This window comes from Kribbella sp. DT2, from assembly GCF_049844575.1.
Lineage (GTDB): Bacteria > Actinomycetota > Actinomycetes > Propionibacteriales > Kribbellaceae > Kribbella.
The window spans coordinates 579827-601886 of the sequence record NZ_JBNCLH010000003.1 but is presented as its reverse complement, the minus strand read 5'-3'; the positions used below and the strand labels follow the sequence as shown (position 1 = coordinate 601886).

Here is a 22060-nt window from a genome sequence, read left to right as displayed (position 1 = left end):
GGCTCAGCTCCCTGGGGCCGACGGCCGGATCTTCGTAGCGTTCTGGGTATGAAGCGCAAGCAGGAATCACTCCAGAGAACGTCGAACTCCGTCGTGCTGAACGACGTCCGCCGGGTCTACGGCAAGGGCGCCGGCGCGGTGGTCGCGCTCGACGGGATCAGCATCAGCTTCGCCCGCGGCACGTTCACCGCGGTGATGGGCCCGTCCGGGTCCGGCAAGAGCACGTTCCTGCACTGCGCCGCCGGCCTCGACCGACCGACGTCCGGCACGGTGTCGATCGACGACCAGCCGCTGGCCGGGCTGAACGAGCGCCGGCTGACCGAGCTGCGCCGGGAGCGGATCGGGTTCGTGTTCCAGTCGTTCAACCTGCTGCCGGCGCTGACCGTGTGGCAGAACGTCACGCTGCCGCAGGAACTCGACGGACGGCGTACGAACAAGGCCGCGGTGCGCGAGGTGCTGGAGCGGGTCGGACTCGGCGACCGGCACAAGCACCGTCCGGGCGAACTGTCCGGCGGTCAGCAGCAGCGCGTCGCGATCGCCCGGGCGCTGGTCGCACGGCCCGCGGTCATCTTCGCCGACGAGCCGACGGGCGCGCTGGACACGCAGACCGCCGCCGACGTACTCGAACTGCTGCGCGAGCCGGTCCGCAGCCAGGGCCAGACCGTCGTCATGGTCACCCACGACCCGGTCGCCGCGTCGTACGCCGATCAGGTCGTCTTCCTCGCCGACGGCCAACTGGCCGGCAGCATTCTCGCCCCCACGGCCGAGCAGGTCGCCGAACGCCTCACGCACCTCGGGGCCCGCGCTCGCGCCCGCAGCCTGGCGGCCGCGCGATGATGAAGCTCGCTGTACGCACCCTGCGCTTCCGCAAGGGTGGATTCATCGCGACCTTCGTCGCCGTCGTCTTCGGTACGGCGATCGTGCTGGCCTGCGGCGGCCTGATGGAGACCGGCATCCGCTCCAACGTCTCCGCCGAGCGGCTCGACGCCGCCGAGATCGTGGTCACCGGCCGCCAGAGCCACCCGCGCCCCGGCGCCGAGGACCCCACGCCCCTGCGCGAGCAGGTCGGCGTCCCCGCCGAAGCCGCCGCGAAGATCCGCGCGGTCGACGGCGTCACCGAGGTCATCGGCGACCTGACGTTCCCGACGCCCCTTCAAGCGGTCGGCAGCTTCTTGCCTGCCGAAGGTCACTCCTGGACCTCCGCTCGTCTCGCGCCGTACAAGCTGGTATCCGGTACGTCGCCCGCAGCTCCCAACGACGTTGTCCTCGACAGCTCAACCGCCCGTACTGCCAAGCTTTCTGTTGGTTCTCGCATCACGCTGCTCACCAACGGTGAGCCCACCACCTACACGGTCCGCGGCATCGCCGACGGCCCGGCAGGCCACACCTTCTTCTCCTCACCCGAGGCCGCCCGCCTGGCCGCGACCCCCGGCAAGTTCTCCAGCCTCGGCATACTGGTTGCCCCCGGCAAGGACATCGGCGCCGTCAAGAAGGCTGTCGAGAACGCCACCGAGGACCTCGGCCTCACCCTGCACACCGGCGCCGACCGCGGCCTCGCCGAGCACCCGAAGGCGTCGCAGTCCCGCGAAGCCCTGATCGCCGTCGCCGGCTCGTTCGGCGGCATCGCCACGATCACGATGATGTTCGTCGTCGCGTCCACCCTGGCCCTGTCCGCGCAGCACCGCGAACGCGAGTTCGCCCTGCTCCGCAGCATCGGCACCACCCCCGGCCAGGTCCGCAGGATGATCCTCGGCGAGTCCTTACTGGTTTCGCTCCCCGCCGTCCTGATCGGACTCGTGCCCGGCGTCCTGCTCGGCCGTTTCCTGTTCGACCAGCTCGCCGAGAACGGCGTCGCCTCACCGGTGCTGGAGTTCCACCAGGGCTGGATCCCGTTCGCCGCCGGCGCGGGCGCCGCCGTACTGGCCTCCGTCGGCGCCGCTCTGATCGCGGCTCGCAAGTCGGCCCGGATCAAGCCGGTCGAGGCGCTGGTCGAGTCCGGCCTGCAGCGCAAGTGGTTCAGCTGGATCCGTCTGCTCTTCGGCGTGCTCTTCCTGGGCGGCGCGATGGCGCTGGCGATCGTCACCGTCGCCGTGATGACCGGTCCGCTCGCGGCCGCGACCGCCGGCCCCTCCGTCCTGTGCTGGGCGATCGGCATCACGCTGCTCGGTCCGTTCTGGACCAAGCTCGTCCTGGCCCTCGTCCGCTGGCCCCTGTACGCCGTGAGCCGGGTCAACGGCCGCCTCGCGATCATCAACGTGACGGCCCGCTCGGTGGCGATGTCCGCCGCGGTGATGCCGGTGATGCTCGCGGTCGGGATCTCGACGGCCAACATCTACATGCAGACCACCCAGGTGCACGCCTCCGAGCAGGCGTTCACCAAGGAGCTCAAGGCGGACGGCGTCCTCGGCTCGGCGACCGGAACCGGGCTGCCGTCGTCGCTGCTGCCGAAGGTCCGCGAGGTGCCGGGCATCGCCAGCGCTTCGGCGTACGTCACCAGCTACGGCGCCGTCGACGAGCCGCGGAACGCACCCTTCGACGAGGACGGCGCACCCCTGCTGGGCGTCAGCGCTCAGGGCGCGGAAGGTGCCGCACCGGTCCGGATCACCTCAGGCTCCCTCGAAGGCCTCACCGGTACGACGGTCGCGGTGCCGGACCACATGGCCGAGAAGACCGGCCGTGGGCTCGGTTCGACGATCAAGCTGACGCTCGGCGACGGGACTCCTGTCGAGCTGCGGGTGATCGCGACCTTCGCCGCCGACCGCGGGTACGAGAGTCTCGTACTGCCGGCCGATCTGCTCGCCGCACACACCACCGACCGGCTGACTCCGCAGATCCTCGTTCGCTACACCCCGGGCGCGAACCCGGCACCGGCGCTGGCCGCATTGGCCGGCACGCAAGCCGGCGTACAGGTGTCTGGGCGGGAAGCACTGATCGCCGGCAACAGCGAGGACTTGCAGACCCAGGCGTGGGTGAACTACATGCTCGTCGGCCTGCTGATCGGCTACACGGCGGTCTCGGTGGTCAACACGCTGGCCTCGTCGACCATCCGCCGGCGACGTGAGTTCGCGCTCCAGCGACTGACCGGCTCGACCCGCGGCCAGGTCCTGCGCATGCTGACCACCGAGAGCACCCTGGTCATCGCCGCCGGAGTCCTCCTCGGCACAGTCGTCGCCCTGGCCACCCTGATCCCCTTCGCCGCAACGGTCTCCGGCTCCGGAGTGCCACACGGTCCGTGGTGGATCTACCTGGCGATCGTCTCCGCCGCAGCTGGGCTCACCTACCTGTCCACCCTGATCCCGGCTACCGGCGTACTGCGCACCAGCCCCGCCGAGACAACTTCCCGCCCCGACTAAGTAGAGGCCAGTACCTGACCGCTACCAGGAGGAGAGTCTTGCTCAACGCAAGGCTCTCCTCCTCTTTGCTTAGGACTCCTCCATGACCACCAGTACGTCCCCGACCGGCGCCATCGCCTCCACCCCGACCCCTGGCGCCACCCCCGCCAACAGCACCACCCCGCCCGCCCGCAACACCGCCGCCACCCCGACTCTCGGCACCATTCCCGCGAGCACCACCACCCCCGCCGGCTACACCACGCTCGCGCCCTGGGTCGTCACCGACAACACCGGCGCCCTGCTCGACTTCGTCGCGACTGTCTTCGACGGTGCGGAGCTGGCCCGGATCGACACCGAGGACGGCCTGGTCGGCCACGCGGAGATTCGCGTCGGCGACACCGTCCTGCTCGCCTTCGACCGCCGCCCCGACTGGCCCGCGATGCCGTCCCTGCTCCGCATCTTCGTCCCCGACGCCGACAAGGCGTTCGCCCGCGCCGTCGAGTCCGGCGCCCGAGTGGTCACCGAACTCTCCACCGCCGCCTGGGGCGACCGCGGCGGCCGCATCCGCGACCCGTGGGGCAACATCTGGTGGATCGTCGCCCACGTCGAGGACGTCCCCGCCGAAGAGGTCGGCGCCCGCCTCGCCGACCCCCGGTACGCCGAGGCGATGCAGGTAGCCCAAGCAACCTTCGACACCGAAATGACCGGCAACCCCACCGGCCGTTCCTCGCGCCCGGTCCTGTAACCGTCAGCCGCGCTGCGCCTGCAGCCGACGGCCGCGCTGGGCGCTCGGCCCTCGGCCCTCGGCCCTCGGCGCTCGGCGCTCGGCCCTCGGCGCTCGGCCCTCGGCGCCGGGCGCCGGGCGCCGGGCGCCGGGCGCCGGGCGCCGGGTCCGGCATACCCGCCCCAGCCCCCGACCGCAGGACAACCGCCTGTCTACTGCGCCGGCGTCGGCTCCGCGATCGGACGCAGCGCGATCGTCGTCGCCTGCACGATCCCCGCGTTCTGCCGGATCCACGCCGACAGCACCACCTGCAGATCCTCCAGGTCCCGCTCCTCGAGAATCACCCCCGGCACCGGCACGCTCGCCCCCAGCTCCGCCAGCACCGGCCGCAGATGCTGATCGGCGAGCAACTTGTGCGAAGGCGCCGCCGACACCGTCACCGGCACCACCACCGCCCCCGCGAGCGCCCCCGGCCGCAGGACATCGAGAAAGCTCTTCAACAACCCCGTGTAACTCCCCTTGTACACAGGCGTCGCGACCACCACCAGCGACGCCGACGACACCAGGTCGACCGCGTTCTCCAGCGCGGCACGCTCGGCGTCACCCGCCGCGTCCCCCTGGAAGATCGCCGGCGCGAACATCACCAGATCGACCAGGTCGTCCAGCCGGTACGGCGTACCGAGCTCCGAGCTGAGCAGCTCCGCGACGAAGGCCGCGGCGGCCGCCGTCCGGGAGCCCTCCCGAGGGTTGCCGACCACGGTGACCACCGACTGCGGCCAGACCGGCGGATCGGGAACGACGCGCGATTCGAAAGCGACTGAGGGCATCGGTCATCTCTCCAGCGGTTCGGCAGTGAGATCCCGAGCGTAACCAAAGTCGAGCGGCCTACTTGACTTTCTCAGGATCCGAACGTTTCGCCTTCACCTTGACAACCACGAACCAGGCCACCGCGCCCACCGCGACCGCGATCACGACGTACTGGAAGACGCCGACCGACGACTCCACCACGTGCCACTTCTCGCCGAGCGCGTAGCCCGCGACGATCAGCGCGGAGTTCCACACCAGGCTGCCGAGCGCGGTCAGCCCGAGGAACAGCACGATCGACATCCGCTCGACCCCGGCCGGCACCGAGATCAAGCTGCGCACGACCGGCACGACCCGTCCGATCAGCACCGCCTTCGGCCCGTGCTTGGCGAACCACTGCTCCGCCTTGTCGACGTCCTCGATCTTCATCAGCGGCAGCCTGGCCGCGAGCGCCCTGGTCCGGTCGCGGCCGAGCACCGCGCCCACGCCGTACAGCGCGAGCGCGCCGACCACCGAGCCGAGGGTGGTGAACAAGATGGCGGCGACCAGCCCGAGATCACCGCGGTTGGCGGCGAAACCTGCCAGCGGCAGGATCACCTCACTGGGCAGCGGCGGGAACAGATTCTCCAACGCCACCGCGAGGCCCGCGCCCGGGGCCCCTAGCTTCTCCATCATGTCGATGGCCCACCCGGCCACCCCACCGGTCGGTTCCTGCGTCGCTTGCAGCGCGGTCATCATCACCTGGTTCGTCGAGTTCATGGCGTCGACGCTAGGTCCGCGAACCGTGCTCGCGCCCTGTGGTCGACCGTCGTAATTGCTCGGCTTTTCCACAGTACAGAACTGTGGAAAACCACAGTCTCTGTTCCTCCGGTGCCCACTAGCCTGGTGCGTATGCAGGCCATCGATCCGCGCCCCACCACGTCGTTCGGGCACAGCGCACCAGCCGGGAGCACCACGCCGTTCTGGCGCGGCACGCTGCTCGGACGCAGCGCGCGGACCCTGACCGGCGTCACGCTCGGCGCGCTGCTGGCCGTCGTCGAGCTCGGATTCCTCCTGGTCTTCGCGCTCGGCCTGATCCCGATGGTCGCCGTGCCCCGCTCACGCCGCACGGTGATCAGGACCACCCATCGTTGCGCCCGGCAACTCGCCTCCCTCGAGCGGCGCCGGCTCGCCCGCTTCCACGACGTCCACGACCTCGGCCCGTACGCCGACCGCCAGGCGTTCAGCTACGTCGCCCGCCGCTGGCCGCTCGGCCTGCTCGGCGGGCTGGTCCTGCTGCTGCTCGTCTTCGGGCTGGTGGTGGCCGGGTCGATGGTGTCGGCCTGGATCTTCGGCGGCGCCTGGGGGTTCATCGAGGAGGACGGCGGCACGGTCAGTACGGCGACGATCGCCGTCGCCGCGATCCCCGGCCTCGTCCTGCTCTACCTGAACGTGATGGGAATCGCCGGCGTCAGCCAGCTCGACGTCGCCCTGGCCCGCCATCACCTGACCCCGTCGGCCGAGGACGTCCTGGCGCGCCGGGTCTCCGAGCTCACCCTGAGCCGGGCCGAGGTCGTCCAGGTCGTGAACGACGAACGCCGCCGGATCGAGCGCGACCTGCACGACGGCGTCCAGCAACGCCTGGTCGCGCTGGGCCTGCTGCTCAGCCGGGCCCGTCGTTCCCGTGACCCGGTGCACGCCGCCGACCTGGTCCGCCAAGCCCACGACGAGTCGGAGCAGGCCCTGGCCGATCTCCGAGACGTCGCGTGGCGGGTCTACCCGACCGTGCTCGACCAACTGGGCCTGCACGACGTGGTCAGCGTGCTGGCCGAACGCTCCAGCATCCCGGTCACCTTGACCTACGACCTGCCCACCCGCCCGCCGGCACCGATCGAGACGGCCGTCTACTTCGTCATCTCCGAAGCACTCACCAACGCCATCAAGCACTCAGGAGCACAGCGCATCAGGATCACTGTCCAGTCCGCCGGACCAGCCGTGCCCTCAGGGATCACTGCTCACGCACCGGCGCCAGGTGCCGGGCTCCCGCCAGAGCCACCCGCGGGCACGGGTTCGCCGTACTCGGTCGTCGTCACCGTCACGGACGACGGTCGCGGCGGCGCCGACCCCCGCGGGCGCGGACTCACCGGTCTGGCCGGCCGGGTCGCCGCCTACGACGGCACCTTCACCATCGACAGCCCGCCCGGCGGGCCGACCACGATCCGAGCGGAGCTGCCGTGCGAGTGATGATGGCCGACGACAACATCCTTCTGCGCAGAGGAATGGTCCTACTGCTCGAGGAGGAGGGGCACGAGGTCCCCGCCGCGGTCGGCGACGGCGACTCCCTGGTTACCGCTGTCCGCTCCGCCGTCGACGCCGGGAACGCGCCGGACATCGTCGTGGTCGACGTCCGCATGCCCCCGACCCACACCGACGAGGGCCTGCGCGCCGCCCTCACCATCCGCACCGAGTGGCCGGAGGTCGGAGTGCTGGTCCTCTCGCAGTACGTCGAGAAGTCCTACGCCACCCAGCTCATCACGTCAGGCCAGGAAGGCTTCGGCTACCTCCTCAAGGACCGCGTCATGCGTGTCGAAGAGTTCCTCGAAGCCATGGACCGAGTAGGCGCCGGCGGCGTCGCCTTCGACCCCGACGTCGTCCGCCAGCTACTCGCCCGCACCACCCACACCGACCCCCTCAGCAAACTCACTCCCCGCGAGCACGAGGTCCTCGCCAAGATGGCCGAAGGCCACAACAACCGCGGCATCGCCGCGAAGCTCTTCATCTCCCAAAGCGCCGTAGAAAAACATGTCTACGCCATCTTCGACAAACTGGCCATCCACGACGACCCCGGCTACAACCGCCGCAGCCTGGCCATCGCCACCTACCTCACCAGCTAGTCATCGCCGGACGGCGACACCTATTGGCCGCCGGGACAGGGCTGGGGAAACTGGCCGCCGGGGCGGGGCTAGCCGAACTTTGGTCCCAGGTGCAGACCGCCGCTGGCGTCGACGATCTGCCCCGTGATCCAGCGTGCCTGGTCGGAGGCGAGCCAGGCGATCACGTCGGCGACGTCTTCGGCCCGGCCCAGGCGTCCCAGGGCGGTCAGGTGGGTGATGGCGTCCTCCAGACCGACGAAGAAGTCGGCGTTGACGTCGGTCCGGGTAGCGCCGGGAGCTACGGCGTTGACGGTGATCGCCCGCGAGCCGAGCTCCCGGGCCAGCGTGCGCGTCATCACCTCCACCGCACCCTTGGTCATGGCGAAGGAGGTCTGGGTGGAATTGGCCATGCGGGTGGCAACCGATGACAGGTTGACGATTCGCCCGCCGTCGACCAGGAGCGGCAGGGCCTGCTGGATCAGGAAGTACGGCGCTTTGACGTTCACCGCGAAGAGGCGGTCGAACTGCTCCGGCGTGTCCGTCGCCATCGGCCCGGTCGGGACAGCGGCCGCGTTGTTGATCAAGACATCCAGCCGGCCGTCAGACGCCGCACGGACGGCGTCGACCAACTCGCGGACGCCCTCCTCCTGGCCAAGGTCTGCCTGGGCGGGCGTCGCCGTACCGCCTGCTCGTTCGATGCGGGCGACAGTCTCCTTCGCTTCTGTCTCGTGTCCGTTGAAGTGCACGACGACGTGCAGACCGTCGGCGGCCAGCCGCTCGGCGACCACTCGCCCGACTCCCCGCGACGCCCCGGTCACCAGCGCGATCTTCTTGTTCATCAAATCCCCTTAAGTGGTAGTGACTAACACTTTGATACTATCTACCACATGTCAAGTCTTCGCGAACGCCGCAAGATCGAGACGCGGCGGCTGCTGCAGCGCCAGGCGATCAGGCTGTTCCAGCGCGACGGGTACGACGCGACCACGATGAACGCCGTCGCCGAGGCGGCCGGCGTCGCCGCGATGACCGTGTACCGGCACTTCCCCACCAAGGAGGACCTCGTCACCTGGGGCGAGCACCCGCCGATCAGCCTCGACGCTCTGGTCAACAGTCCCGCCGACGATCCACTGGCACGACGCGTCGGCAATGCGCTGGTCGAGGCCGCGACCGCCGCCACCACCGCGGATCAACGCGACCTGCTGCTCGTCCGCCTGCAGTTGATGGTCGACATCCCCGCCCTCAGGGCGCGGCACCTCGACAACCAGTACGCCACCCAGGACGCGATCGTCACCGCACTCTGGGGCGACGAGCCCGATCCCGACCAGGAGTTCCAGACCCGCGCGATCTCCGGCGCCTGCCTGGGCGCCACCCACATCGCCCTCGTCCACTGGGCCCGCACCGACGGCAAGCAACACCTCCCCACCCTCGTCCACGAAGCCCTCGCCGCGACCTTCCCCGCCGACTTCACCTGAACCGGTCGACAGCTGCCACGAAGCCCTCGCCGCCAGCTTCCCACCGTTTTCACCTGAAGCCGGCAGGTCCACCAGGCGGGGACCTGCCGCATGGGCGACGACCCGGCGACGTCGACTCTCGTCGCCACTCCGATCGATCCCCTCCGGGGGCCTAGCCGGAAATCCGGTCGGCATCAGCAGCAGAGCCGCCTAGGGTGTGTCTGGCAATTGTCGCCGTAGCGAGCAGGTGCTCGGTGCGGCAGCTCGGAGTGCTGGAGTGAAGCCCTCGATGTTTTTCCATCGTGGGCTTTGCTCCAGTGCTCCGAGGTGCCGTGCCGAGTGCCGCGCAGTAGGCGAGAATTGCCAGACACACCCTAGGCTCAACCGGGTGCAGTACACCGACGACGTCATCCCCGAGCACGTCCGCACCCTCGGCTACCAAGCCCCCGAGCTCCTCGCGATCGGCATGCAGGGCGCCGTCTTCCACCTCGGCGATCACCGGGTCGCAAAGGTCTGGTTCCACGTGCCGCGCGCGGAGCTCGAACGCCTGCAGAACCTGTACGCCGAGATCCGGCTCCCCTTCCACACCCCGGAGATCCTCGAGATCCACCAAGGCACCCAATGGCTTGTCACCATCGAGGCCGAGCTCCCCGGCCGCCCACTGCACGAGGTCGCCCCCGCCTTCGGCACCAGCACCTGGCCCGCTGCCCGCGACTGCGTGATCGACGTCGTCGCCGAGCTCGCCACCACTTCCGCGCCGCCCGCCCTGTTCGCGATGAGCGTGCTCGACGAAACCGAGCCGTTCCGCCCCATCGGGCAGTCCTGGCGTGGCGCGCTCTCAGCCCTTCTGACCCGGCGCGTTGCAACGTACGGCGACCAGCTCGACCGCGTCGTCGAGAACTTCGACACCAAACTTGCTTGCCTGCAGCAACGTCTCGCTGCGATCGGGCACACGGCGGACACGCAACTCGTCCACGGCGACATCACCGCCGACAGTCAGCTCGCCTACGGCGCCCTCACCACCGATAACCAACTCGTCCACGGCGACGTCACCGCCGGCAACATCCTCGTCGACGAGAACCTCCGGCCGGTCAGCGTGCTCGACTTCGGCCTCCTGAGCATGGCGGGCGACCCGGTCTTCGACGCTGCCAGCGCCGCAGCCCTCTATGCACTCTGGTCACCGGACACCCGCGCCATCGAGGCCGACTTCGACGCCGCGATGATCGCCCGTCTGGGCTACTCCGCCGACGACCTGCTCACCTACCGCGCGACCCACGCCCTGCTCGTCGGGAACGCCCACGACGCCGACCCCTTCGATCGCGACTCCGGCGTACCGCTCACCGCGAAGCTCCTGAACAACCCGCAGTACGCCGAGTTCCTCAGGTGAGCTGGGAAGTCACGTACACACGACCACTCAACAACAGTCAGGCCAGGCTCGCCCACTCGGCGTCGACCCACAGCCGCCTGGCCGAGCAAGCCCCGTCTCCGAAGTAGAAGCCGGCGGACCAGCGGTGATCGCGTCGGGCGGGCGTATATTCCTCTTATGGCAACTACGTTTGGGGTGCTCGCGGAGCCTCGTCGGCGGGAGATCCTTGATCTGCTGCGGGGCGGGGAGCGGCCGGTGGGGGAACTGGTGGATGGCTTGGAGCTGAGCCAGCCTGCTGTGTCGAAGCATCTGAAGGTGTTGCGGGATGCCGGGTTGGTGGAGGTGCGGCAGGACGCGCAGCGGCGGTGGTACCGGCTGCGGCCCGCGCCGCTGGCTGAGATCGACGCCTGGCTGGAGCCGTATCGCGACCTGTGGCGCGGCCGGCTGGACGCACTCGAGGCGCACCTCGACACGATGGACTGACTCTCCCGCCCCCGCCCCCGCCCGAGCGTCCGAAGAAACTCGACGCGTCCGAAGAAAGGTGCGCTATAGCCTCGGGTCCTTCGGACGCAACGCATTTCTTCGGACGCTGCGGCGGGCGAGGTGGCGGTGGGCGGAGGGCTTCTTCGGACGCTGCGGCAGGGCGGAGGTGGCGGGCCTCGTTGCCCTCGACGCGATGGTGCCCGAGCTAGTGCGCCTCGGCGAGGTCGAAGACGTTGCCTTCGGGGTCGGTCAGCGTGATCCAGTGCGTGCCGTACTCGTTGAACTCGGCCTCCCGCTTCGCGCCGAGGGAGATGATGCGGTCGACGTCCGCGGCCCAGTCGGAGCTGCTGAGGTCGAGGTGCAGGCGGTTCTTGGCACCGGCCGGCTTCTCCGGGACCTGGAGGAACATCATCGCCGGTCCGCTGCCGCCGGCACGGTTCACGGTGGACATGAACTCGTTGCCTCCAGCATCGACATCGGTCTGGAAGACCTGGGCCCAGAAGGTGGCCAGGGCCCGGACGTCGGCGCTGTCGACGGCGATCTGCGCGAGGGAGATGGACATGGTTCAGCCCTTTCGATCAGTACGGCGTGGGGATCCGCTGGATCGGCCAGCAGATCTCGGTCTGGTAGGTGTTCGGATCGGTCGTGTCGGCGGGGCCGACGACGTACAGCTCACGGATCGGTCCCGGAGCAACGGAGCAGTGCTCGGCCACGTGACTACCGAGAGCGCCGTACGTGCGGTCGAAGTCGGTGAACGGGCCGGTGTGCACGGTCACCGCGAAGAAGCCGGCCGGGAGATCGACGAGCTCGACGCCCTCGTACGGCGGTTGCCCGGGCGCGACGGGCAGGAAGCCGACGACCTCGCCGGCGTCCTCGGTGAAGAACTCGTCGCTGTACGTCGCTCCGGCGGTCGCGGTGATCCCGAGCTGCCCGGCGATCGCGCCGAGGCGGCCGAAGGTCGCGCCACACCAGGCGCTGATCTGGTCGCGCGGGACGCGGTCGGTGACGGCGTACGCGCGGAAGGCGGGAACGAAGCGGTACTCGACGGACAGGTCCGTCGGCGCGAGGGTGAGCATCGAGCGCAGCGACGCGACGACCTCCTGGGTGCGGATCAGCTCGCGTTCCATCTGGTCGAGGTGGAGGCGGAGCGTCTGGTCGCGGGTGGCGAGGTCGGGGGCCTCGATCACCTCCCGGACCTGCGCGAGCGGCATCTGCAGGTCGCGCAGCCGGCGGATCAGCTGAGCGGTCGGCACCTGGGTGACCTCGTACCGGCGGTAGCCCGAGCTCGGGTCGATCGCGGCAGGCGCCAGCAGCTCGATGTCGTGGTAGTGGTGCAGCGTCTTCACGCTCAGATGTGTGAGCCGGGAGAACTCCCCGATGGTCACCGAAGCCGTCATGAAGCAAACCTTGCACCCTCCGGCCACCGGAGGGTCAACAAACACCCGCGCGAGCGGGCGGCCCCGGCCCGAAACAGACCGACCGCGTCCCGGGGGCGCGGGGCGCGGTCGGTCTTGCGGGGTCCCCGTGCGGACCCCGGGTCAGGTGATCAGGCGTTCCACTTCTGGTTCGCCGCGCCGGTGCAGGACCAGATCTGCAACGGCGTGGAGTTGGCGGAGTTGTTGCCGGTGACGTCGAGGCACTTGTTCGCCTGCGGGTTCACCAGATCCTTCCCGCCCGTGTACGTCCACTGCTGAGCAGCCGATCCGTTGCACGTGTACAGCTGCACGCGAGAGCCGTCCGCCGTACCGGCGCTGGCGACATCCAAACACTTGCCGAGAGCACGCACCGTTCCGTCACCAGGACGCGACCACTGCTGGGCGGTCGAGCCGTTGCAGTCATAGAGCTGTACGCCGGCGCCATCCGCCGAGTTGCCGGCAGCGACGTCGACGCACTTCCCGGCAAGCCCGGTGATCTGACCGCCGGTCCCACCGCCACCGCCGCTCTGCGTGCCCGACCAGGTGAACGTCGCCGAGGTCTTGGTCGGCAGCGTGTAGACGAAGGACTGCGAACCCCAGTTCACCCGCACCGACTGCGAGCTGCCGGTGGTGTTGAACGCGATCAGCGCCTTCGACCCGTCCGGGTTCTTCCACGCGACGTTCTTCACCGCACTGTTCGCGTTCGACTCGATCCGGGCCGCACCCGGCTTCACGAACTTCGTCAGGTGGCCCATCGTGTAGTACTCGACGGTCTTGTCGACCTGCCCGGCCCGCGCCCCACCCCGCTGGACGGTGACCAGCCCGGTGCACACGTTGCAGCCGGCACCGACGTACGGGAGCATGTTCTGGTCCTGGCCGAGGCTCCACTTCACCCAGGACTTGCTCCAGTTCCGGGTGTAGTCGATCAGGTTGTTCATGTCCTCAACCTGCTGGTTCGCGATCCACGTGCCGCCCGAGTGCTCGGTCATGTAGTGGTTCACGGCCGGGTACTGGTTGTGCACGGTGGTCTGCAGGTTCACGTCACCGCCGTACCCGTGCCAGGCGATGCCGCCGAACAGCGGGTCGCTGCGCAGCCCCGCGTCGGCCAGCGGGACCGAGCCGAGGTCGTTGTAGTTGCCCCAGTTGTAGTCCAGCACCATCACTTTGGTGGTGATCCCGGCCGCGCGGAACGCCGGGAACAGGTGGTTCTTGGTGAAGTTCAGCAGGCCGGCGCCGTTCCAGTTCATCGAGGCGTAGCCGGTGTTGTCGTTGCCGCAGCAGGTCGGCTCGTTCTGCACCGACACGTAGTCGATGTGGTTGCCGGCGGCCTCGTTCTGCTGCACGTACTTCACGAAGTACTGCGCGTACAGCGGGTAGTACTCGGCCTTCAGCCAGCCGCGGTTGGTGAACTTGTTGTTGTCCTTCATCCAGGCCGGCGCGCTCCACGGCGCGCCCTTCACCTTCAGCGCCGGGTTCAGCTGCTTGGCCTGCTTGGTCAGCGGTACGACGTCGGCGAGGTCGTGGTTGATGCTGAAGTCGTTCAGGTCGCAGCACGTGTCGTCGTAGGAGTAGTTGAACCGGGCAAGGTCCGAGGCGCCCATCGGGTTCCGGGTGAAGGCCAGGCCGATCCCGTTGACCGGGTCGAACAGGTCCTTCATCACCTGGTTGCGGGTCGCGGCGGTGATCGTGTTGCTGCTGTTCAGCAGCCAGGCGGCGCTGTCGGTGAACGACGCGCCACCGCCTTCGAAGGTCTGGTACGACGTGTTCTCGTTGACCGTGACGGTCTGGTTGGCGGTGCCGCCGGTCGGACCGAAGTTCACCGGCGCCTGCTGCTGCAGACCGCGGGTGACGTTGCGGCCGCCGGCGTCGTTGGTGGTGGTCAGCCAGACGTTGACCTCCTCGCCGGCGGCGTGCGCGGGCTGCGGGTTGCCGAGACTCAGACCGGTGGCGACGACCGAGAGGGCCGCGAATCCGGCCAGGGCGGGAAGCAGGCGTCGTCGTCCGGGGCGGTGACGACGAAGGGGGCTGGGCATGGGCGGATCTCCCTCTTGCTCAAGGGCCTCTACAGGGGACACAGCACAGGGGACGAAAGAGAACCCCGGATCCGGCGTCTGCCCGCGCCGCAACTGGTGGTCACCAGTAGGTAACCATCGGTGCCCGCCCGAGTCAATGCCGTGCGACTGCTTTTTTCACGCCTTGTATTTACGTGTGGTCTTGACGTGGGAGCGTTCTCACAGTTAGCTCCCTCCCAGCGATTCCCCTGTCTCGTCACGTCCCGCCCCCGCCCCCACGGCCGGACCGCCCTAGTCCGGCCGAGCGAGAAATGAGGCACGCATGAGGTATCCGCGTTCCCGGTTCCGGGCCGCCGCCCTGCTCGCCGCAGGCGCCGCACTGCTCGGCACCGCCCTACTCCAGTCCCCTGCCGACGCCCGCACGCAGGGTGAGCAGGCAACCGCCCAGGCGATGGCTCCACAGGCCACGCTCTGGGAGGACAACTTCGACGGCCCGTCCGGCCAGGGCCCTGACCAGAGCAAGTGGCGCTTCGACATCGGAGGCGGTGGCTGGGGCAACAACGAGCGGCAGTACTACACCAACTCGACCCGCAACGCCGCGCTCGACGGCGGTGGCAACCTGGTGATCACCGCGCGCCGCGAGAGCGGCGGCTTCCAGTGCCACTACGGCACCTGCGAGTACACCTCGGCCCGGCTGCTCACCGCGCAGACGTTCACCCAGACCTACGGCCGCTTCGAGGCCCGGATCAAGATCCCTGGTACGCAAGGGGTCTGGCCGGCGTTCTGGATGCTCGGCGGCGGCAACTGGCCGAACGACGGCGAGATCGACATCATGGAGAACATCGGCCGCGAGCCGAACACCGTGCACGGCACCATCCACGGCCCGGGCTACTCCGGCGAGGGTGGCATCGGCGCGGCGTACCAGTCGCCCAACGGCCAGCCGTTCCGCAACGACTTCCACACCTACGCGGTCGACTGGGCACCGGACTCGATCACCTGGTACGTCGACGGCGTGCAGTTCCAGCGCCGTACGCCGGCCGACCTCGGTGGCCGCCAGTGGGTCTACAACCACCCGTTCTTCATGATCATGAACGTCGCGGTCGGCGGCTACTGGCCGGGCTACCCCGACGGCAGCACGGTGATGCCGCAGTCGATGGTCGTCGACTACGTCCGGGTCTCGAGCCTGGGCAGCAGCGGTGGCGGCGGCAGCCAGATCACCGGCCTGGGCGGCAAGTGCCTGGACGTCGCGGCCGCGAACTCGGCCGACGGCACGACCGTCCAGCTCTACGACTGCAACGGTAGCGCCGCGCAGAAGTGGACCCGGCCGGGCGACGGCACGATCCGTGCCCTGGGCAAGTGCCTGGACGTCGCAGGAGCCGGAGTTGCCGACGGCACCCGCGTACAGATTGCCACCTGCAACGGAAACGCGGCCCAGCAGTGGACGTACTCCGGCGCCCGTGACCTGGTGAATCCACGGGCGAACAAGTGCCTCGATGTCACCGGCAACAACGCCGCGAACTCCACCCCGACGCAGATCTGGACCTGCGGCGGCGGCGCCAACCAGAAGTGGACCGTCTGACCGACCGGTCGTGACAAGCCCTCCCGGACCGCGGTGGTCCGGGAGGGCTTTATTCGTGTGGAAGTCAGCTGCGGTGGGACTTGATCAGGTCGGCGTACGTCGTGCCGCTGGTCTTCATCACGCGGGTGCCGGTCGGGTAGTCGACGTAGGCGAGGCCGAAGCGGGGGGCGTAGCCGTAGGCCCACTCGAAGTTGTCCATCAGGGACCAGGCGAAGTAGCCGGCCAGCGGGGCGCCTTGCTGGACTGCGCGAACGCAGGCGGCGAGGTGACCATCCAGGTACGCCGTTCGCTGGGTGTCGTCGACGGTAAAGGAGGCGTCGGGCTGATCGACCCAGGCGGAGCCGTTCTCGGTGATGTAGATCTTCTCGGCGCCGTACTCCTTGGCCAGGCGCAGGATCAGCTCCTCCAGGCCGGCCGGGTGGATCTCCCAGTCGAGCATCGTGTGCTCGGCGTTCGGGCCGGGGACCTGGCTGAAGCCCAGCACCGGAACGGATTCGTCGGCCTTGATGATCTGGCGGAAGTAGTAGTTCAGGCCGATGAAGTCGGTCGGCGCGGCGATGATGTCGAGGTCGCCCGGCTGCTCGGGCAGCTCGACGCCGTACGTCTCGACCATGTCGGCCGGGAAGCCGCGGCCCGCCGTCGGGTCGAGCCACCAGCGGTTGATGTGCCCGTCGGCGATCTGCGCCGCGCGGATGTCCTCGGCGCTCTGGCTGGCCGGCTCGGTGCCGCTCAGGTTGACGACCAGGCCGACCGACGGGGGCTCAGGGCAAGCATCGCGCAGCGCCCGCACGCCGAGACCGTGCGCCAGCAGCAGGTTGTACGACGCGCGCACGGCGATCGCCGGGTCGGTGATGCCGGGCGCCATCCGCCCTTCCCAGTGGCCGATCCAGGCCGAGCAGAGCGGCTCGTTCAGCGTCACCCAGTCGCGGACGCGGTCGCCGAGCTTGGCGCCGACGACCGCGGCGTACTCGGCGAACCGGTACGCCGTGTCGCGGTTCTCCCAGCCGCCGAGGTCCTGCAGCGTCTGCGGCAGGTCCCAGTGGTACAAGGTGACGAACGGCTTGATGCCCTCGGCAAGCAAGTCGTCGACCATCCGGTCGTAGTAGTCCAGACCGGGCGCGTTGACGGCGCCGGAGCCGGTCGGGATCACCCGCGGCCAGGCGATCGAGAACCGGTACGCGTCGACGCCGAGCTGCTTGATCAGCGCGAGGTCGTCGGACCAGCGGTGGTAGGAGTCGCAGGCGACGTCGCCGGTGTCGCCGTTGTCGATCGCGCCGGGAACGCGGCAGAACGTGTCCCAGATCGACGGCAGCCGGCCGTCGGCGTCGACAGCGCCTTCGATCTGGTACGCCGAGGTGGCGGTACCCCAGACAAAGTCCTGCCGAAGCGGGGAGAGCTCGACCATCGGTGACCCCCAAAGGGTGGGAAGGCAGTTTTTTCAAAGCATAGTTGAAGTCCTGAAGCCGTAGTAGCCGGATTCCGTGTTCCGCAACTCCGTCCCCTGCCCCGCGCTGCGCGCGGGGCAGAGGACCGGAGGGGAGGGGCCGGGGCCGCCCGAAGGCGCAGCTTCGCGCGCCGGGTGGGCGCGCGGGCCCGGTCAGCCTGCGGCGACGCGGCGGGTGCCGCCTTCGCGGAGCAATCGCAGGACCGGGAGCGTCGCGGCGCCCAGGGCGACCGCGTCGCGGCCCAGCTCGCACACCTCGATCGTCACCTGCGCGTACGGCCGGTGCAGGGCGTGCTTGCCGACCGCCTCGCGCAGCTGCGGCAGGTAGCGCTCGCCGAGCAGCAGGCCCGACCAGCCTCCGAGCACGATCCGCTCGGGGTTGACCAGGTTGACGAGGTTCGCGAACCCCGCGCCCAAGTAGCCGATCGTGTCCTCGACGACCTTGGCCGCGATCTCCGACGAGTCGACGGCGGCCAGCAGACCGATGAACGCGGCCTCGTCGTCGTCGGACCGAGCAGCCGGCCCGCCGGCCAACCGATACCGATCCAGTACGCCGTCGGCGCCGACGTACGCCTCGAGGCAGCCCTCGGCGCCGCACCGGCACCGGCGGCCGCCGTACATGATCGTCGTGTGGCCCCACTCGCCCGCACTGCTGCGGGTCCCGCGGTAGCTCGTCCCTCCGGTCACCAGCGCAGCGCCGACACCTGAGCCGACCAGCGCGACCACGGCATCGGTCGCACCTCGCCCAGCGCCGAACCACATCTCCGCCTGGCCCAAAGTGTTCGCACCGTTGTCCACCTGGATCGGAATGTCCGTCCCCGCCGCCAGCATCGCGCCGAGCGGGACCCCGTCCCACCCAAGCGTCTGCGCGTGGACGACAGCATCCGCGGGCCCTTCGACCACACCGGCGACCGCAACACCCAAGCCCAGCACACGATCAGCCCGTACGCCGGCCTGCGCGATCACCGCGTCGAGCCCCTGCAGCACGTACTTGACCGCCAGCTCGGGCGCGGGCTTCGGCGTCTCGATCGGGTAGACCACGGTCGCCAGCACGGTCATCGCGAGATCGAACAATTCGACCCTGACGCGCGTCTCGCCGACCTCGGCGCCGACGACGTACCCGAAGGTGGGCGCGACCCGGAGCAGCACCCGCGGCCGGCCGCCGTCGGACTCGACCGACCCGGCCTCCTCGACGATGCCCTCCTCGAGCAGCTCGCCGACCAGGTTGCTCACGCTCGCGGCGCTCAACGACGTCTCGCGGCCCAGCTCGTACCGGCTCAGCGGTCCCTGCCGGTAGATGCACGTCAGGATCACCGACCGGTTGGACCGCCGCATGTCGCGCACGGTCGTCCGGCGTCCGTCCATGGTGTTCTCGACCCGCCCTCTGCAAACCCGGCTGCCAGGCCACCACGGCGGCCCCTGAAATCGATCCCTCCCCCGCAGTCCATCATGCCGCAGCGCTGGGTCGCCAGCGCTGAGCCCGAGCGCGCGGCGGACTTCTTACAAATCGTGAACTTAGTCCTGGTTTCGTTATCGCGTCGTGATTGACGTGACCTGGCCCACTCGGCTTCACTCTACGGAACCGCTTCCGAAACCGGTTCCGAACACAGCGTTCACGAACCGGCAACAAACCGCCCGCACTACCCCGACCGCCCGAGGGGAGCTGTGAATGTCGATCACGATCGCCGATGTCGCGGCCCGTGCCGGAGTCAGCAAGACCACCGTCTCGCGGGTCCTGAACGGCAAGGGCGAACTCGATCTGCGGACCGCCGAGCGCGTCCGTCAGGTGATCGCCGAGCTCGGGTACGTCCCCAGCGCCCGGGCCGTGGGCCTGGCGCGTGGCCGGACCCGAATCGTCGGCATGCTGGTCCCCTCGCTCACCTGGCCCTGGATGGGCGAGGTGCTGCAAGGCGCTGTCGACGTCGTCGAGACCGAGGGCTACGGCCTGCTGCTGTTCACCTGCAACCGGGGTGAGGAGTCGATGCAGCAGTTCGCCTCGCAGGTCTCGGCGCAGTCGTTCGACGGTCTGCTGGTGATCGAGCCGGAAGGCACGCTCGCCTACATCGAGCAGCTGCACTCGCGAGGCCTGCCGGTCGTCCTGATCGACGACCGGGCCAAGCAACCCGTGTTCCCGTCCGTCGCCACCACCAACCGGGCCGGAGGTGAGGCCGCCGCCCGGCACCTGCTGGAGCTCGGTCGCCGCCGCCCGCTGGTGATCACCGGCGTGGACTGGTTCGGCTGCACCCAGGAACGCCTGGACGGTTTCCGCGACACCTACGCGGCGGCCGGTCTCGAGCTGGACCCACGGCTCGTCTTCGAAGGCGACTTCACCCACTCCAGCGGGCGCCGCGGCGTCCAGCAGGCGCTCGAAGCCGGTACGAGGTTCGACGCGATCTTCGCGCACAACGACCTGTCCGCCGGCGGTGCCATCCAGGCCGTCCGGGAGACCGGGCGGAACGTGCCGAACGACGTGTCGGTGATCGGCTTCGACGACATCCCGTACGCCCAGCACACCGAACCACCGCTGACCACGGTGCATCAGCCGATGCGCCAGATGGGTCAGACCGCGGCCCGGATGCTGATGGACTACTTCGGCGGCAAGCCGCTGCCGGAGGCTCCCCAGGTGCTGCCCACGACGCTGATCGTGCGCAGCTCAACGGCCCCCTCCCGCCCCTCGTAGAGCGTCCGGTGGCGAGGTAGCTGCCCCTGCTTCGCCACCGGCAACCCTTTGGACCGCCGATACCGATCCGTTAAGCCGTCCGCTCTTTCCATGAGAGCGCTTTCACGGCACGATGCGAGCCCAAACGCACCACCCGACAGTCATTCGACCGTCATCCGCCAGCAGTGGACGAACACAGGAGGAACGATGCGAGCACGACGCTCAGTCGCGCTGGCCCTCGCGGGCCTGCTCGCGGCAGCACTGGCTGCCTGCAGCAACGGGGACACGAACAACTCGAACGCCAGCTCCGGCGGCGGCGCCACCGTGCTCAACGTGGGCATGCCGAACGGCCCGCAGACGGAGAACCACAACCCGTTCCTCGGTTCGTCCTCGGGCGCCTCGCTCGGGTACCGGTGGATGATCTACGAGCCGCTGGTGATGATCAACCCGCTCAAGCCGCAGGAGAAGGGCAAGCCCTGGCTGGCCACCGACTTCGCCTGGGCCGACAACTTCACCAAGCTGACCTTCACCATCCGCGACGGCGTGAAGTTCTCCGACGGCAAGCCGATGACCGCCGAGGACGTGGCCTACTCCTTCCAGCTCCGCAAGGACAACGAGGGGCTGAACCAGGACGCGATCCCGTACGGCACGATCGCCCAGTCCGGCAACAAGGTCGACCTGACCTTCCCGCGCTCGCAGTTCGTGAACCAGAACAAGATCCTGGGCGTGTTCGTGGTGCCCAAGGCCCAGTGGTCGGCGTTCAAGGACCCGAGCCAGGACACCGTCAAGGACCCGATCGGCACCGGCCCGTACAAGCTGAAGTCGTTCACCCCGCAGACCACCACGCTGGAGGTCCGCTCGGAGTACTGGCAGGAGCTGCCGAAGGTCAAGGAGCTGCGCTACACGTCGTACAACGACAACAACGCGCAGACCACCGCGCTGGCCAACGGCGCCTCGGAGTGGAGCTTCGTCTTCGTCCCGAACGTGAAGACGGTCTTCCAGTCCAAGGACGAGAAGAACCACAAGGTCTGGGCGCCGGGCACGCTGGGCATCCACGGCCTGTGGATCAACACCACGGTGAAACCGTTCGACAACCCGGCGCTGCGCCGGGCGATGGACAAGGTGATCAATCGCGACGACATCTTCACCCAGGCCGAGGCTGGCTACTTCTACCCGAAGATCGAGTCCGTGACGGGTATCCCGGCACCGGCCGGTGAGTCGTTCATCGCGCCGGAGTTCAAGGACAAGAAGCACGCCGTCGACGTCGAGGGCGCCAAGGCGGAGCTGACCGCGGCCGGCTTCAAGCTCGAGGGTGACACGCTGAAGGACCCGACCGGCAAGCCGGTGACGATCACGCTGACCAACCCGGCCGGCTGGTCCGACTACGTCACCAGCCTGGAGATCATCAAGGACAACCTGACCCAGATCGGGATCAAGGCCACCGTCGACAAGGCCAACCAGGACGCCTGGCTCAAGGCGTTCGACGAGGGCAACTTCCAGGCCGGCATGCACTGGACCAACGGCGGCGCGACGCCGTACGACATCTACCAGAACATCATGGACGGCAAGATCCTGAAGCCGGTCGGCAAGGGTGGCGTCAGCGGCAACTACGGCCGCTACGACAACCCGGAGGCGACCAAGGCGCTGGACGCCTACGCCAACGCCGCCGACGAGTCGGCGCGCACCGCGGCGCTGAACACGCTGCAGAAGATCATGGTCGACCAGATGCCGATCATCCCGACCGGCGCCTCGAACATCGGCGCCCTCTACAGCACCAAGAACTGGGTCGGGTGGCCGGACGACACCAACCCGTACGGGCCGGCCCAGCCGACCCAGCAGACCGCGCTGCAGATCGTCCTCGCCCTGAAGCCCGCAGGGGCCTGACAAAAGTCCGCGGCCGGGAGCTCTCCACCTGGGGCTCCCGGCCGCGGTTCCCTGT

19 protein-coding genes are annotated in these 22060 nt (G+C 69.1%); 11 read left to right on the top strand and 8 right to left on the bottom strand.

What is annotated here, in order from left to right; all coding sequences use genetic code 11:
- The first annotated feature begins 48 nt into the window (after positions 1–48).
- From ACLQ2O_RS16190 to ACLQ2O_RS16180, 3 genes are all read left to right on the top strand, one after another.
- Entirely contained in the window at positions 49–837 is a 789-nt protein-coding gene (locus ACLQ2O_RS16190) for an ABC transporter ATP-binding protein (protein WP_425831980.1), read from the top strand.
- Complete coding sequence (locus tag ACLQ2O_RS16185) at positions 834–3353, top strand: FtsX-like permease family protein (protein WP_425831978.1); 2520 nt, start codon at positions 834–836, stop codon at positions 3351–3353. Before ACLQ2O_RS16190 ends, ACLQ2O_RS16185 begins: the two co-directional genes overlap by 4 nt.
- 82 nt (positions 3354–3435) lie before the next feature.
- Positions 3436–4077 (top strand): VOC family protein, encoded by a 642-nt coding sequence (locus ACLQ2O_RS16180; RefSeq protein ID WP_425831976.1) that lies wholly within the window; start codon positions 3436–3438, stop codon positions 4075–4077.
- Positions 4078–4268: 191 nt separating this feature from the next.
- On the opposite strand, the gene ACLQ2O_RS16175 is transcribed toward ACLQ2O_RS16180, so the two are convergent.
- Both ACLQ2O_RS16175 and ACLQ2O_RS16170 read right to left on the bottom strand, forming a co-directional pair.
- Positions 4269–4883, bottom strand: a complete 615-nt coding sequence (locus tag ACLQ2O_RS16175) for an NADPH-dependent FMN reductase (protein WP_425831974.1) — start codon at positions 4881–4883, stop codon at positions 4269–4271.
- 58 nt (positions 4884–4941) lie between these two features.
- A complete protein-coding gene (locus ACLQ2O_RS16170) occupies positions 4942–5619 on the bottom strand; it encodes a DedA family protein (RefSeq protein WP_425831972.1) in 678 nt (225 codons plus the stop codon).
- Between the two features lie 132 nt (positions 5620–5751).
- On the opposite strand from ACLQ2O_RS16170, the gene ACLQ2O_RS16165 reads away from it, so the two are divergent.
- Both ACLQ2O_RS16165 and ACLQ2O_RS16160 read left to right on the top strand, forming a co-directional pair.
- The gene (locus ACLQ2O_RS16165; RefSeq protein WP_425831970.1) at positions 5752–7083 is read left to right on the top strand and encodes a sensor histidine kinase; all 1332 of its coding nucleotides are present in this window, start codon (positions 5752–5754) and stop codon (positions 7081–7083) included.
- Positions 7074–7733: a LuxR C-terminal-related transcriptional regulator gene (locus ACLQ2O_RS16160; RefSeq protein WP_425831968.1), complete on the top strand. Its 660-nt coding sequence runs from the start codon at positions 7074–7076 to the stop codon at positions 7731–7733. The genes ACLQ2O_RS16165 and ACLQ2O_RS16160 overlap by 10 nt, the downstream gene beginning before the upstream one ends.
- A 68-nt stretch (positions 7734–7801) precedes the next feature.
- Here ACLQ2O_RS16160 and ACLQ2O_RS16155 read toward each other — a convergent pair whose 3' ends face one another.
- Positions 7802–8551, bottom strand: coding sequence for an SDR family NAD(P)-dependent oxidoreductase (locus ACLQ2O_RS16155; RefSeq protein WP_425831966.1), 750 nt, complete (start codon positions 8549–8551; stop codon positions 7802–7804).
- 48 nt (positions 8552–8599) lie between these two features.
- Between ACLQ2O_RS16155 and ACLQ2O_RS16150 the strand changes: the two genes are divergently transcribed.
- The 3 genes from ACLQ2O_RS16150 (at position 8600) to ACLQ2O_RS16140 (ending at position 11012) form a co-directional block, all read left to right on the top strand.
- Positions 8600–9184, top strand: coding sequence for a TetR/AcrR family transcriptional regulator (locus ACLQ2O_RS16150; RefSeq protein WP_425831964.1), 585 nt, complete (start codon positions 8600–8602; stop codon positions 9182–9184).
- 367 nt (positions 9185–9551) lie between these two features.
- A complete protein-coding gene (locus ACLQ2O_RS16145; protein ID WP_425831962.1) occupies positions 9552–10550 on the top strand; it encodes a phosphotransferase in 999 nt (332 codons plus the stop codon).
- Positions 10551–10706: 156 nt separating this feature from the next.
- Positions 10707–11012 carry an ArsR/SmtB family transcription factor gene (locus tag ACLQ2O_RS16140; RefSeq protein WP_425831960.1) on the top strand — a complete coding sequence of 102 codons (306 nt, stop codon included), beginning with the start codon at positions 10707–10709 and terminating at the stop codon, positions 11010–11012.
- Positions 11013–11217: 205 nt separating this feature from the next.
- Here the strand turns inward: ACLQ2O_RS16140 and ACLQ2O_RS16135 are convergent, their stop codons facing one another.
- The 3 genes from ACLQ2O_RS16135 to ACLQ2O_RS16125 form a co-directional block, all read right to left on the bottom strand.
- Positions 11218–11574, bottom strand: a complete 357-nt coding sequence (locus ACLQ2O_RS16135; protein ID WP_425831958.1) for a VOC family protein — start codon at positions 11572–11574, stop codon at positions 11218–11220.
- 16 nt (positions 11575–11590) lie between these two features.
- Positions 11591–12409: a MerR family transcriptional regulator gene (locus tag ACLQ2O_RS16130; protein ID WP_425831956.1), complete on the bottom strand. Its 819-nt coding sequence runs from the start codon at positions 12407–12409 to the stop codon at positions 11591–11593.
- A 149-nt stretch (positions 12410–12558) separates the two neighbouring features.
- Entirely contained in the window at positions 12559–14460 is a 1902-nt protein-coding gene (locus ACLQ2O_RS16125; RefSeq protein WP_425831954.1) for a ricin-type beta-trefoil lectin domain protein, read from the bottom strand.
- Between the two features lie 301 nt (positions 14461–14761).
- On the opposite strand from ACLQ2O_RS16125, the gene ACLQ2O_RS16120 reads away from it, so the two are divergent.
- Complete coding sequence (locus ACLQ2O_RS16120; protein ID WP_425831952.1) at positions 14762–16018, top strand: family 16 glycosylhydrolase; 1257 nt, start codon at positions 14762–14764, stop codon at positions 16016–16018.
- Positions 16019–16082: 64 nt separating this feature from the next.
- Here the strand turns inward: ACLQ2O_RS16120 and ACLQ2O_RS16115 are convergent, their stop codons facing one another.
- Positions 16083–17423: a GH1 family beta-glucosidase gene (locus tag ACLQ2O_RS16115; RefSeq protein ID WP_425831950.1), complete on the bottom strand. Its 1341-nt coding sequence runs from the start codon at positions 17421–17423 to the stop codon at positions 16083–16085.
- A gap of 192 nt (positions 17424–17615) precedes the next feature.
- On the bottom strand, positions 17616–18827 hold the full coding sequence (locus tag ACLQ2O_RS16110) for an ROK family transcriptional regulator (RefSeq protein WP_425831948.1): 1212 nt from the start codon (positions 18825–18827) through the stop codon (positions 17616–17618).
- A 304-nt stretch (positions 18828–19131) separates the two neighbouring features.
- On the opposite strand from ACLQ2O_RS16110, the gene ACLQ2O_RS16105 reads away from it, so the two are divergent.
- Together ACLQ2O_RS16105 and ACLQ2O_RS16100 are read left to right on the top strand one after the other, a co-directional pair.
- On the top strand, positions 19132–20142 hold the full coding sequence (locus ACLQ2O_RS16105; protein ID WP_425831946.1) for a LacI family DNA-binding transcriptional regulator: 1011 nt from the start codon (positions 19132–19134) through the stop codon (positions 20140–20142).
- A 186-nt stretch (positions 20143–20328) separates the two neighbouring features.
- A complete protein-coding gene (locus tag ACLQ2O_RS16100; RefSeq protein WP_425831944.1) occupies positions 20329–22005 on the top strand; it encodes an ABC transporter substrate-binding protein in 1677 nt (558 codons plus the stop codon).
- Positions 22006–22060 lie beyond the last annotated feature (55 nt).